11 protein-coding genes are annotated in these 14,095 nt (G+C 44.2%); 9 read left to right on the forward strand and 2 right to left on the reverse strand.

Annotated elements, in window-relative coordinates:
- Positions 1 to 23 precede the first annotated feature (23 nt).
- Genes BMX82_RS02675 through BMX82_RS02685 form a run of 3 tightly spaced genes read left to right on the forward strand, consistent with a single transcriptional unit; the run spans position 24 to position 3,358 of the window.
- The gene (locus BMX82_RS02675; protein WP_036912977.1) at positions 24 to 1,091 is read left to right on the forward strand and encodes a mannose-1-phosphate guanylyltransferase; all 1,068 of its coding nucleotides are present in this window, start codon (positions 24 to 26) and stop codon (positions 1,089 to 1,091) included.
- A 10-nt stretch (positions 1,092 to 1,101) separates the two neighbouring features.
- Positions 1,102 to 2,193: a GDP-mannose 4,6-dehydratase gene (gmd, locus tag BMX82_RS02680; RefSeq protein WP_036912980.1), complete on the forward strand. Its 1,092-nt coding sequence runs from the start codon at positions 1,102 to 1,104 to the stop codon at positions 2,191 to 2,193.
- Complete coding sequence (locus tag BMX82_RS02685; protein ID WP_036912983.1) at positions 2,183 to 3,358, forward strand: GDP-L-fucose synthase family protein; 1,176 nt, start codon at positions 2,183 to 2,185, stop codon at positions 3,356 to 3,358. Before gmd ends, BMX82_RS02685 begins: the two co-directional genes overlap by 11 nt.
- Positions 3,359 to 3,886: 528 nt before the next feature.
- Here the strand turns inward: BMX82_RS02685 and xylA are convergent.
- Entirely contained in the window at positions 3,887 to 5,209 is a 1,323-nt protein-coding gene (gene xylA / locus BMX82_RS02695) for a xylose isomerase (protein WP_091765818.1), read from the reverse strand.
- A 26-nt stretch (positions 5,210 to 5,235) separates the two neighbouring features.
- The gene (locus tag BMX82_RS02700; RefSeq protein WP_091765821.1) at positions 5,236 to 6,726 is read right to left on the reverse strand and encodes a xylulokinase; all 1,491 of its coding nucleotides are present in this window, start codon (positions 6,724 to 6,726) and stop codon (positions 5,236 to 5,238) included.
- Positions 6,727 to 6,912: 186 nt separating this feature from the next.
- Between BMX82_RS02700 and BMX82_RS02705 the strand changes: the two genes are divergently transcribed.
- The 6 genes from BMX82_RS02705 to BMX82_RS02730 all read left to right on the forward strand — a co-directional run bounded on the left by BMX82_RS02705 (position 6,913) and on the right by BMX82_RS02730 (position 14,081).
- Positions 6,913 to 7,278, forward strand: a complete 366-nt coding sequence (locus tag BMX82_RS02705; protein WP_036912994.1) for a response regulator transcription factor — start codon at positions 6,913 to 6,915, stop codon at positions 7,276 to 7,278.
- 15 nt (positions 7,279 to 7,293) lie between these two features.
- The gene (locus tag BMX82_RS02710; RefSeq protein WP_036912997.1) at positions 7,294 to 8,511 is read left to right on the forward strand and encodes a sugar transferase; all 1,218 of its coding nucleotides are present in this window, start codon (positions 7,294 to 7,296) and stop codon (positions 8,509 to 8,511) included.
- A 38-nt stretch (positions 8,512 to 8,549) separates the two neighbouring features.
- Entirely contained in the window at positions 8,550 to 9,509 is a 960-nt protein-coding gene (locus BMX82_RS02715; RefSeq protein WP_036912999.1) for a TolC family protein, read from the forward strand.
- 117 nt (positions 9,510 to 9,626) lie between these two features.
- Positions 9,627 to 11,699, forward strand: a complete 2,073-nt coding sequence (locus BMX82_RS12945; protein ID WP_255396534.1) for a GumC domain-containing protein — start codon at positions 9,627 to 9,629, stop codon at positions 11,697 to 11,699.
- Entirely contained in the window at positions 11,699 to 13,219 is a 1,521-nt protein-coding gene (locus BMX82_RS02725) for an O-antigen ligase family protein (protein WP_091765827.1), read from the forward strand. The genes BMX82_RS12945 and BMX82_RS02725 overlap by 1 nt, the downstream gene beginning before the upstream one ends.
- Positions 13,203 to 14,081, forward strand: coding sequence for a glycosyltransferase family 2 protein (locus BMX82_RS02730; RefSeq protein WP_036913007.1), 879 nt, complete (start codon positions 13,203 to 13,205; stop codon positions 14,079 to 14,081). Before BMX82_RS02725 ends, BMX82_RS02730 begins: the two co-directional genes overlap by 17 nt.
- Positions 14,082 to 14,095: the final 14 nt, after the last annotated feature.

The following is a 14,095-nucleotide window of genomic DNA, read 5'->3' on the forward strand; positions in this document are numbered from 1 at the left end:
TTATTATCAGCATTTAGTTAGTTATGGCAAGGACAAACAATCATCTGGTTATCATGGCAGGCGGTGTAGGCAGCCGCTTCTGGCCTATGAGCACATCAGAGAATCCCAAACAGTTCATCGATGTTCTGGGTGTAGGGAAGACCCTACTCCAGCTCACCGTAGAAAGGTTTGGCAATTTGGTTAAACCCGAGAACATATGGGTAGTAACCAATCAGAAATATGCAGACATCGTGAAGACACAGTTACCCAGTATGCCTGAGGGCAATATTCTTTGTGAGCCATGCCGTCGCAACACCGCTCCATGTATTGCCTACGTCAGCTGGCGCATTAAATCGAAAGATCCGAAAGCCAACATCGTAGTGACCCCCAGCGATCATATTGTGACAAATACAACCGAGTTTCAGCGTGTCATCAAGGAATGCATGCAATTCACAAGCGAAACCGACGCAATCGTCACATTAGGCATGAAGCCTAACCGCCCAGAGACAGGCTACGGTTATATTCAGGCAGACCTCAGTACCAGTTCCTTGCGAAACAAAGAAATATATCGTGTTGATGCCTTCAAAGAGAAGCCTAACCTCGAAACCGCACAAGAATATATCAAGAAAAACTATTTCTTCTGGAATGCAGGCATATTCATCTGGAACGTAAACACCATCGTGAACGCATTCCGCATCTACCAGCCCTCAATGTCGAAGATATTCGAGTCGATGCTGCCCATCTATGGCACCGACAAGGAGCAGGAAGAAATCAACAAGCGTTTTCCTGAATGCGAGAACATCTCCGTAGACTATGCCATCATGGAGAAGGCGGAGGAGATCTTCGTTTGTCCAGCCGACTTTGGATGGAGTGACCTTGGCACATGGGGTTCTCTACATGAGCAAAGCAAAAAAGACCTATATGGCAACGTCAGCATCGGGCAGGACATCAGTCTGGTTGAGAGTCACAACTGCATTGTACACACCACTCAGGAGAAGAAGGTAGTTGTACAAGGACTTGACGGATATATCATTGCCGAGAAGGACAACACGCTATTGATATGCAAGCTATCAGAAGAACAGCGAATCAAACAATTCTCTGGAAATAATTAAGAAACAAAATATGGATAAAAAAGTTGCTCTTATTACAGGTATTACCGGACAGGACGGCTCCTATCTGGCAGAATTTCTTATTGAGAAAGGCTATGAAGTTCACGGACTGATGCGTCGTTCGTCTTCTTTCAATACCGCTCGCATCGAACATCTTTATCTCGACGAGTGGGTACGTGATATGAAGAAAGCACGCCTTGTGAACCTTCATTGGGCCGATATGACAGATTCTTCTTCGCTGATTCGTGTCATCTCAAAGATTCGTCCTACCGAGATTTATAACCTCGCCGCCCAAAGCCATGTAAAGGTTTCGTTCGACGTACCTGAATATACCGCAGATACTGATGCCAACGGTGTACTCCGTTTGTTGGAGGCCGTGCGCATTTGCGGTCTGGCAGACACATGTCGCATCTACCAGGCTTCCACTTCTGAGCTCTATGGTAAAGTTCAGGAAGTTCCTCAGTCAGAAACCACCCCATTCTACCCCCGTTCTCCATATGCTGTAGCAAAGCTCTATGGCTTCTGGATTATGAAGAACTATCGTGAGTCGTATGGAATGTACTGCTGCAACGGTATTCTCTTTAACCACGAGAGCGAACGCCGCGGTGAGACCTTCGTTACCCGCAAGATCACGTTGGCAGCAGCCCGCATTGCTCAGGGATATCAGGACAAGCTCTATCTCGGTAACCTGAACTCACTTCGCGACTGGGGCTATGCCAAAGATTATATCGAGTGTATGTGGCTCATCCTACAGCAGCCAGAGCCCGATGACTTCGTGATTGCCACAGGTGAGTATCACACCGTACGCGAGTTTGCTACCCTCGCTTTCAAGGAGGTAGGCATCGAGCTCGAATGGCGTGGCGACGGCGTTGACGAGAAGGGTTACGACAAGGCCACAGGCAAGGCGCTTGTCGAGGTTGATCCTAAGTACTTCCGCCCTGCTGAGGTTGACCAGCTGCTGGGTAATCCTGCCAAGGCCAAGGCCAAGTTGGGATGGAATCCCCAGAAGACCTCTTTCCAGGATTTGGTGAAGATTATGGTTCAGCACGACATGAAGTTTGTGAAGAAGCTTTTCATTAAAGCCCACATGGACGATGCTCAGTAAGGATAGTAAGATATATGTAGCCGGGCATCACGGACTTGTGGGTTCTGCTATTTGGAACAATCTCCTTCATAGAGGATATACCAATCTTGTAGGTCGTAGTCACCAAGAACTTGACCTTACAGATCAGGTTGCTGTCAAGAAGTTCTTCGATGAAGAGCGTCCTGATGCCGTGGTACTCGCTGCAGCCTTTGTAGGCGGTATTATGGCAAACTCGCTCTATCGTGCCGACTTCATCATGATGAACATGAAAATTCAGTGCAACGTCATCTCCGAGGCCTATGCCCACGGTGTACAGAAACTGCTCTTCTTAGGCTCTACCTGCATCTATCCCAAGAACGCGCCTCAACCCATGAAGGAAGACTGCCTCTTGACATCACCACTCGAATATACCAACGAGGAGTATGCCATCGCCAAGATTGCCGGCCTGAAGATGTGCGAGAGCTATAACCTCCAGTATGGCACAAACTATATAGCAGTGATGCCAACCAATCTCTATGGGCCGAACGACAACTTCCATCTGGAAAACTCTCATGTCATGCCAGCCATGATGCGTAAGGTATACCTGGCTAAACTCATCCACGACGGTGATTGGGACAAGATTGCCATCGACCTGAACAAACGCCCCGTTGAGGGCGTAACTGGCGATGCCAGCCATGACAAGATTCTCGAGATTCTTGCCAAGTACGGCATCTTCGACAATAAGGTAGTACTCTGGGGAACGGGCACACCCTTGCGCGAGTTCCTCTGGAGCGAGGACATGGCAGACGCCAGCGTACATGTGCTTCTGAATGTAAACTTCTCTGATATCATCGGCATCGAGAAATACTCAAGTGTTCATTATGGTGCCTCAACCGATGGTGCCGTAGACCGTAACCACTCAACTGGTCGCGGTGGAGCCATCCCCAAGTTAGGAGAGATCCGCAACTGCCACATCAACGTTGGAACAGGCAAGGAGCTCACTATCCGCGAACTTTCAGAGTTAGTGGTCAAGGCCGTTGGCTTCGAAGGAACAGTAGAGTTTGACACATCCAAGCCCGATGGAACCATGCGCAAGCTCATCGACGTATCAAAGCTCCACTCCCTCGGTTGGACGCACAAGGTAGAAATCGAGGACGGCGTCAAGAAACTATTTGAATGGTACAAGTCAAGTCTGCAATGCCAATGAGAGACTAGTCATACTCCATGACATGTGCTAGACAATTTATTGACAAACGGTCTCATGAGAATCGCGCCGTAGTCAGCAAACGGTCCAAAGGTCGCAAATACGCGAGTTTTGGACCGTTTTTATAAACAGCTGAAAACGTGACTGTTACACAGAAAGATAATTCTTAGCACTCGTTGAGATAGCTTCTTTCACAACAAAACAACTTGTTTTGTCCTCGAAAAGACTATCTCTTCCACCTTTGGAGACAATCTCCACAAAAGTAAAACAACTTGTTTTACCTGAAAAGGCCCTAAGTTTGCCGTAAGGAAACCCTAAGTTTGTCGTAATATAACCCATAGTTTGCTTACGACAAACCCGTTTCCTGTCGGTAATAAACCTTAAAAGCGCCTCCCGTTGCTCTAGAATGAGCAAAACTGAGAGACGTTTTTTCGGGAATATATTTTTACGTATAAAGGATTGCATACAAATAGCCCTCGCTAAATTATAGCGAGGGCCGTTCTCGGATATATATCACGTTGCTTTGTTGTCTTATTTGGTATAGAGAGCAACGATGGTCTCATACTTCTCCTGCTTTCCAGAAGTCTGCTTGGGCTCTTCTACCTTCTTACCGTATTCGTAAACCTGTTCGAGGGTCAGTTTGCCATCCTCGAAGTCCTTACCAATACCACTGTCGAAGCTAGCATAGCGAGCTTTCTTCATGGCAGGGATCTCGCTCTCCTGAAGAATAGCGGCAGCATTCTCCAGTGCACGGGCCATAGCATCCATACCACTGATGTGAGCGATGAAGAGATCCTCAAGGTCGGTAGAGTTACGACGGATCTTCGCGTCGAAGTTTGTACCGCCATTGCCAAGACCGCCGTTGCGGATAATCTCCATCATAGCCTGAGTCAGTTCAAAGTTATCGATGGGGAACTGGTCGGTGTCCCAACCATTCTGAGCGTCGCCACGGTTAGCGTCGATAGAGCCCAGCATACCAGCATCAACAGCACAAGCCAGCTCGTGCTCGAAGGTGTGGCCAGCCAAAGTAGCGTGGTTCACCTCAATATTCACCTTGAAGTCCTTATCCAGACCATGTGCCTTCAAGAAACCGATAACGGTCTCAGTGTCGACATCATACTGGTGCTTAGAAGGTTCCATGGGCTTCGGCTCAATGAGGAACGTGCCCTTGAAGCCCTTAGCGCGAGCATAGTCACGAGCCAGAGTCAGCATAGTAGCCATGTGCTCCTTCTCACGCTTCTGATCAGTGTTCAGAAGACTCATATAACCTTCACGGCCGCCCCAGAACACATAATTGGTTCCACCCAACTTGATGGTAGCGTCGATAGCGTTCTTAATCTGAACGATAGCGCGAGCCACTACGTCGAAATCAGGGTTGGTGCTGGCACCATTAGCATAACGCTTATTACCGAATACGTTGGCTGTACCCCAGAGCAACTTGATGTTGGGGAACTGCTTCATCTTCTCCTGAGCATAGTCAGTGATTGCCTTCATGCGAGCCTCATACTCTGCGATAGTGTCACCTTCTTCAACGAGATCGACATCGTGGAAGCAGAAGTACTCGATACCCAGCTTGTCCATAATCTCGAAGCCGGCATCCATCTTATCCTTAGCACGCTGTACGGCATCCCCTGCCTTATCCCACTCATAAGAACGGGTCTGTCCACCGAACTGGTCAGCAGATGCGCCACCAAGTGTGTGCCACCAAGCCATAGCGAACTTCAGCCAATCCTTCATCTTCTTACCCATAACGACCTTCTCGGGATCATAGTAGTGGAAGGCCATTACATTCTTACTGTCCTTTCCTTCGAAAGGAATCTTACCAGTAAATGGAAAATACTCTTTTGCCATAATCTTTTTAAATGTTTAAGTGTTTATGATTAAATGTTCTTTTTAAGTGTTTCTTTCCAAGCGGCATATGCGGCAAGGTATTCAGCACGATGCTTCTCGTCGGGCTCGATTACCTGCAGTTTGTCGAGTGTAGCAAAAGCCTCATCAGCGTTGGCATAGATGCCAGCACCGATACCTGCGCCCTTAGCAGCACCTACAGAGCCGTCAGTATCATAGAGCTCGATGGTTGCACCGCTTACGCCAGCCAATGTATCTCGGAACAGGGGGCTAAGGAACATGTTAGCCTTACCGGCGTGGATCTTCTGAATATCCATACCCATCTGCTGCATGATTTCCATACCATAGCAGAATGAGAAGACGATACCCTCCTGAGCAGCACGAACCAGATGAGCCTTATTGTGCTTGTTGAAGTTCAAGCCATTGATAGAACAACCAATCTCCTTGTTCTCCAGTACACGTTCAGCGCCATTACCGAAAGGAATGATGGTTACACCTTCACTACCAATGGGCACAGTAGCAGCCAGATCATTCATCTCGGCATAGCCCACCTCAGGAGTAATGTTGCGATGTGTCCATGCATTCAGGATACCCGTTCCATTAATGCAGAGAAGCACACCCAGACGAGTCTGATCAGCGGCATGGTTCACATGGGCAAAAGTATTTACACGGCTCTGCTTGTCATAGTTCACCTCACCGAGCACACCATAGACCACACCTGACGTACCTGCCGTAGCAGCGATTTCACCAGGATTCAGCACATTCAGAGAGAGCGCATTGTTTGGCTGATCACCACCACGATATGTAATCGGAGTGCCAGCCTTCAGACCCAACTCGGCTGCTGCCTCAGCGCTTACCACGCTCTGCTCAGCAAAAGTTGGAACGATATCGGCGATCAGGCTCTGATCGAATCCGTAATACTTCATCAGGAAGTCGGCCACCTGATTGTTCTTGAAATCCCAGAACATACCCTCACTCAGTCCACTTACGGTTGTATTCACCGTTCCACTGAGTCGCATGGCGATATAATCACCAGGCAGCATTACCTTATATATTTTATTATAAAGATCAGGTTCATTCTCCTTTACCCATGCCAGTTTTGCGGCCGTAAAGTTACCAGGAGAGTTCAGCAGATGACCGAGACACTGCTCTGCACCAAGATCCTTAAAAGCCTTCTCGCCATAAGGAACGGCACGAGAGTCACACCAGATGATAGAAGGGCGAAGCGCCTTCAGATTCTTGTCCACGCAAACGAGACCATGCATCTGATATGAGATACCGATGGCTTTAATCTCCTCTGCAGTAGCGCCAGAATCGGCCATGATCTTCTTCAAACTTAACTTAGCATTCTCCCACCACATCTGAGGATCTTGCTCTGCCCAACCTGCCTTTACGGCGAGAATCGGAGCCTCCTTTTCAGGGTAGAATGCTGTTGCTACACACTTGCCACTATCGGCATTAACAAGCGATGCCTTCACTGACGAGCTACCGACATCAAAACCTAATAGATACCTATTTGCCATATAATTATTTAATTAGCGTCTATTTATAATACGTTTATACTGCAAAATTCCCCCTTTTTTTTCATTCTAACAACTTTTTTTTAAAGAAAAAGTGATTTTTTTACGTTATTTTGGGCACAATTAAAATAATTTGTTTACCTTTGCACTTTAGAATAACGTAATTACCCAGACTAATTAAATTCATATATGAAGAAAAAAATACTAATACTTGACGACAAGGAGACCATTGCAAAGGTCCTCTCTATTTACCTGATGAGCGACTACGATGTTCAGTGGCTGCCAGACGGGCTGCAGGGAGTCAAATGGCTTCAAGCAGGCAACACTCCCGACCTAATCATCTCCGACATACGCATGCCAGGCATGAGAGGCGATGACTTTCTGGAGTGGATTAAGCAGAACGAACTGTTCCAACACATTCCCGTCATCATGCTATCCAGCGAAGACTCCACCAGTGAGCGTATCCGTCTGCTGGAGATTGGCGCAGAGGACTACATTGTAAAGCCCTTCAACCCGATGGAGCTAAAAATCCGAGTCAAGAAAATTATCCCATAAGCACTTATATATAATATGTTAGGTGTAGTATATCTTGGTAGTAACCCGAAGACTGAGGAGCGACTGAAATATATCCCTGGCCGTCTGGTTCAATACACAAAGAATTACAAAGAAGCCGCAGCAGCTTGTTCTACTCATGTTCGCAATGAGCATTTCATTGTGTTCTTCGAGCAGAGCGTACAAGCCGAGGACATCACGGCCATCACCTATCTGAAAAAACACAATAAGAGCATCTATATCATTTTGCTCACCCATCAGCTGACGATGGACGATCGCAAGATGTATCAGAAGTGCGGCATTAACGACACCCTTGATGCAGGTGCTTCCATCACAGAACTCAATAAGAAAATCACATTTATTGCCGATCGTGAGGCACAACTTTTCGACGACGCAGCCCCACGCTACCGGATGCTGAAGTTCAAGATTCCAGTTTGGAAGCGTCTCTTCGACATTGTATTCTCAGCATTAGCCATTATCCTGCTGTCACCCGTATTTATTCTGACAGCCATCGCCATTCGCTTGGAAAGCAAAGGTCCCGTCATCTTCAAGTCGAAGCGTGTCGGAACCAACTACACCATCTTCGATTTTCTTAAATTCCGCTCTATGTACTGCGATGCAGAAGAGCGTCTGAAGGAGGTGACAAAAGAAGCCGGCAACCAGTATATGGAGAATAAGCAAGAAGAAAAGTCACAAGAAGACGAACATACCATAACAGCGCCGCTCGGCACTGAGGCTGAAATGATGATGATGAATATGGGCATGGAGTCTGACATGATGATTAGCGACGACGAGGTGATGCTCGTTGGCGATGATTATGTCGTAGCAGAAAGCGACTATGCCAAAGAAAAGAAGGAAGAGATTGAAAGCGCTTTTGTGAAGATTGAAAACGACCCCCGTGTTACCAAAGTGGGGAAGTTCATTCGCAAATACAGCATCGACGAGCTTCCACAACTTTTCAACATTCTCAAGGGTGACATGTCGATTGTCGGCAATCGTCCCCTTCCCCTCTACGAAGCAGAAAAGCTTACAGCAGACAAGAGCATCGACCGCTTCATGGCTCCTGCAGGACTTACAGGTCTCTGGCAGGTCGAGGAGCGTGGCAAAGGTGGCATGATGTCTGCTGAGGAGCGCAAGCAGTTGGACATCGAGTACGGTCGTAACTACAGTTTCAAGTTGGACATGCAGATTATCTTCCGTACACTAACGGCTTTTGTTCAGAAAGACAACGTATAAGAACATAAAAGATAAGGTATTAACCTAAACCCATAGCAATGAACAAGATAAAACGACTCGTACTGGTTGTAGCCATTGCAGGAGCAGGCACCAACGCCTTTGCTCAATTCGACGAGAGTGGTATCGCTGCAGGTTTCTTCGATTCCAGCAAAGAGAAGGACATTAACTTCTCGGAATTCCACCTGCCTCCGTTATCTGTGTTACTGGAGAATGCAAAAACAACGCCCCAGATTCTTTCACTTGAGAAAGCCAGAGAGATAGCCCAGGCAGAAGTTGCTAAACAAAAGCGTCATATTTTCTCATATTTGACAGCACATGCGAGCTATAGTTGGGGAAAAGGTGACATGTGGGGAAGCTCCAGTAACGCTTACTCCCCTATGCTTATGCAATACCAAGGGACAGAAACGAATTATTGGAACATTGGTGTTAACTTATCACTTCCTGTAGAAGACATCTTAGACTTGACTGCAGCAGTAAAGCGCAAAAGACTGGAAGTTGACCAGGCTGTCATTGCAAAAGACATCGCTTATGACCAGTTGAAACAACATATTGCCTCTTTATATGTTAAGATTACCAACAACCTAGTCGCTTTGAAGACATCAGGAGAGGCTGCCGCAGCATATCAAGGAGCAGGTGCCTTGAATCGTGAAGATTTTGAAAACGGTAATATGGATATTAGCGGATATGCATATGACAAATTACACGAGATTAGTGTGGTTCAAGGCTATCAATCGCTTCAGACAGAAATCACTACAGACATCATCACATTAGAAATACTAACACATACGCCTATCATCACAAACTCAACGACAGAGATTACATTAGATGAAAAGACGCATAAATCGAATAAAGAGATCGCAAAAGAAAACAAATCTGTAGAAAAGCGAATAAAGAAAGCCGTAAAGGAAGAAGACAAAAAAGAAAAGAAATTGGAAAAAGCTGAAGCAAAAGCAGAGAAAGCCGCAGCCAAAGCTGCCAAAAAACAAAATAACAACTAAATTCTGAATATTATGGATTTATTTAGATATATTGTCAGGTTCTTATATAAGATACGTTGGTATTTAATCATCCTACCATTAATTGCATTAATAGTAGCGTGGTTCTTAACTCGCAATATGGAGCGCGTATATGATACTAATACTACAATCTATACGGGTATGATTACCGGCTATAATATTGAAGGAGGAGTCGGGACTGCCGGTGGACAATCACAGACGAACATGACGAACCTGATACTATTGATTACAACCGACGCAACGATTCACGAAGTATCTCTAAGGCTGTTTGCGCGTTGTATGATGTATGGTAATCCCAACAAAGACAATAATTACATCTCTGCTGAACACTTCAGACAGCTGAATAACAGTGTACCAGCTGAAGTCAAAGCGCTTATTAATCACAATAGTGAGAATGCGACATATGCAAATCTTAAGGCTTACGAAAAGCCTACTGCGGAGAATTATCTTTTTGGATTAACGAATTATCACCCATGGTTTGGAATTAACAGCATTACAGCTCGCCTGAAGGTATTACAACTTCAGAAGAGTGATATCATAGATATTGGCTATTCAGCCAATGATGCAGGAATTGCCTATAACACATTGGATATCCTAAATGAAGTATTTGCACGCCAATACGCATTGTTGCGTTATGGTGAAACCAATAATGTTATCAAGTTCTTTGAACGTGAGGTCGCTCGTCTGTATCGTATTCTGACTAATGCTGAAGATGACCTGATCCGATATAATGTTGAAAAGAGAATCATAAACTATGGTGAACAAACCAAACAGCTATCAGCGCTGGATGCGAACCAGAAAGTATCAGATAACTCGCTGCTCATTGATAAGACAACGACTCGTGCATTGATGGACTATTTGGAACGTCAATTAGGTGACCGTGCAAAAATCATCAAAGCAAATAAGGAGTTTACAAACCAAATCACAGACATATCTCGTATCCAATCCCGAATTTCTAATCTTCGACTAATGAGTAGTGAAGGTAGTGGAAGTGGTGTGGAGTCCCAACTTGAATTAGCAAAGGCCGAACGCATGTTGCAAGATGCAACAGCCAATGTTAGAGGACTTGTTAAGGATATCGAGGCTGGTACTTATAGCACAGAGACAGGCGTAAAAGCTAACGACATGATTGGCAAATGGCTTGAGCAGGTTCTACTTTTGGAGAAAACAAAAGCTCACGAGAGTGCCCAAGATATTATGCGCCAGAAATTGGATAAAGAAATTCTATACTATGCCCCCATTGGTGCTACAATTAATCGAAAAGACAGGCATATCGGTTTTATTGAAGGTAATTACATGGAGATGTTAAAGGCACTTAACTCAGCCCGCCTCCGTCAAAAGAATCTGCAAATGACCACAGCGACACTCCGTGTACTGAACCCGCCAATGTTCCCGATGAATGCCCAGCCCACTAATCGTATGATGATTCTATTAGGAGCTTTCCTGTTGACATTCATGTTAACAGCTATGTACTTCTTCATCATCGAACTTCTGGATCGAACACTTCGTGACCGTATGCGTTCTGAAAAGATCACGAAGATACCTGTCATGGGCTGCTTCCCCAAAGAAAGCACTTTGCGCTATCGCCGTTTTAACAAGACTATCGCCGACATGGCCTTGCGCCAACTAAGTAAGGTTCTGCTGCCACACTTTAAGGAAGGTCAGCAAAATGTTCTGAATCTGCTTTCTACAGATGCGGCAAACGGAAAGAGTTACATTGCCCAGGAACTGGAGAACTATTGGATTTCCATTGGTCTACAAGTTCGTCGTTTGACCTACGATGAGGATTTCCTGGCAGAAGACAGTCGATTCATCATGGCTAATGATATCAAGGACATATGTCCTGACATTCTGCCAAATGAGATCGCGATTGTTGAATATCCCAATCTGGACGATAATTCCATTCCATCAGGGCTACTCAATATGGGAACTATCAACTTGATAGTCACACGAGCTAATCGTACATGGAAAGATGTGGATCAGAAGTCGTTGAAAGAACTACAATCACAACTGAAGGATCAGAACACACTCTATATGTACTTGACAGAATGTCAACGCTATGCAGTAGAGGAATTCGTTGGTCAATTACCACCATATACCAAGTTTAACAACTTCGTATATCGTATTTCTCAGATGGGATTGACAGCCGTTGAAAACAGTCATGCTAAATAATGCAGAATAGTTTAGCAACATATTCCAAAGAAAATGGAGGAAGAGTATTATTACTTTTCCTTCTATTTTTGCTGGCAATCTATGAATTCTATTCATCAGGCTACACTTCATTCGCAATTGTATGCCTAATACCTTTATTCGTTGTCGTTACTATTATTTCATTCAAGTACAGAATGTTCTTGTTTTGGTTATTGTTTTTCTTGAACTACTTTAATCAAATGCAAGACTTTCCTTCTCTGCCTGGACCAAGATCGCTTCCCAATGAGATTCTGGAGATTCTACTTCTGGCCATAGCACTCATTGATATTAAAGATAGTAACTTCAAAAGAACGGGCAATATAATGCTATTTGCCCTTTTAATATGGTGTGGCTTCTGTACATTAGAGATGTTAAATGACACCTGCGGACTGGGATTTAATATAGGGGCATGGTATACGGGAGCACGTATGCTTGCATTTCAAATGCTATACATCTTCCTTGTTTTCTGCATATACATTTCAAATCCGAAAATATTAGTCCAATATTTGTTTTTCTGGGGAGCCTTGGCTTTATTTGCCGTATTTTGGGCATGGAAACAACAAAACATAGGTTTAACAACATATGAATACGGTTGGTTATATTTTGGCCCAGGAGGTAACACTCACCTACTACAAGCAGGAACTCTTATAAGATACTGGTCTATTTACAGTGATGCTGCTAATTATGGCATTGCGATGGCATCAACTGGTGTTGCTTTTATAATTTTCGGTATTACTTCAAAAATAAAGAAGTTCAAATATATCTTCTTATTCATCGGAATCTTATGCATATGGGGCATGTTCCCATCTGGAACCCGTACAGCAATAGCTTGTGTTGGAGCTGGTTTCATTTTATACATTTTCTTATCAAAATCTTTCAAGATCGCAATCCCATTCACAATACTGTTCGCTTTGGGAGCTTTCATTCTTGTCTTTACAAATATTGGTAATGGCAACCAGCAGATTCGACGTATGAGAAGTGCATTTGACAAGACAGATGCTTCCGCAAATGTTAGAAGCATCAACCAAGAAACCATGAAGAAGTATATGAGAGACGCTCCATGGGGGATTGGAGTTGGTATGGGAATGGATAATGTGCCAGCCAATAATAAATATAGAAGAATGGCAACTATTGCGCCCGACTCTGAATATGTATTTATATGGTTACATACTGGAGTAATTGGAATTACGATCTTTATAATAACCACAATAATGATCCTTTTAGGGGCATGTCGCATTGTATTCTTTAAACTTAAGAGTCCCTCACTACGAGGTATCGGGGCAGGAATGTGCTGTGCTTTCGTATCCCAGCAATTGGGAGCATACGGAAACCAAGTACTCATGCAGTTCCCTAACGGATTGGTCTTCTATGGAGCCATCAGTGTTGTATACATCCTACCATATATTGAGAATGAATGGATTGAATATGAAGCAAAACTGTTGGCTAAACAAGAAGAAAGGAAACGTATAAAGTTAGAAAAGAAACTTGCATCAAGAGTATAAATTATCTATTATCACAGTCAATTACAACGGTCTTCAAGATACCTGTGAACTAATTGATAGTATCACCTTCACAGACGATACAGAGGTGATTGTAGTAGATAATGCATCAAAAAGAAACGAAGCAAGCGTTATTCAAGAACGTTATCCACAGATTAAGGTTATTAAAAGTGAGCAAAACCTGGGTTTTGCTGGTGGAAATAACATTGGTATTAAACAAGCAAAAGGCAAATATCTTTTTCTTGTTAATAATGACGCTGTCTTTAAAGATTACAACATTCAGGTATTAATAGACCGTATAGAGTCATCGTCATCTATTGGCATAGTATGTCCCAAGATTCGTTTTGACTGGGGCAACCATCCAATTCAGTTTGCAGGATATACACCGCTATCCAAGATAACGATCCGCAATCAAGCTATAGGTTTCGGAGAAGAAGATAATGGGCAGTATGAAACAGCCCACCCTACTCCATACGCTCATGGAGCAGCTATGCTTATCAAACGTGAAGCCATTGAGAAAGTCGGCTTGATGCCAGAATGCTTTTTCCTCTATTATGAGGAATTAGACTGGTCGATGATGTTTACTAATGCTGGCTATGAGATATGGTATGAGCCTGCTTGTACTATATATCACAAGGAAAGCCAGAGTACAGGACGGAATAGCAAATTACGTGCTTACTACCTCACTCGCAATCGTCTCCTTTTTATTAAACGTAACCGACAGGGAGTCACTAGATATCTTTCCTATATATATATAATAGGTATAGTTATACCCCGCGACATCACCAAGTATTTATTACAAAGGAAATTCAGTCTGACAATTCCGATATTGAGAGGGTTGAAGGATTTCATCATTAAACTATAAACTATAATCAGAAT

Origin of the sequence: Prevotella sp. khp7, assembly GCF_900109055.1 — a bacterium.
Taxonomy (GTDB): Bacteria; Bacteroidota; Bacteroidia; order Bacteroidales; family Bacteroidaceae; genus Prevotella.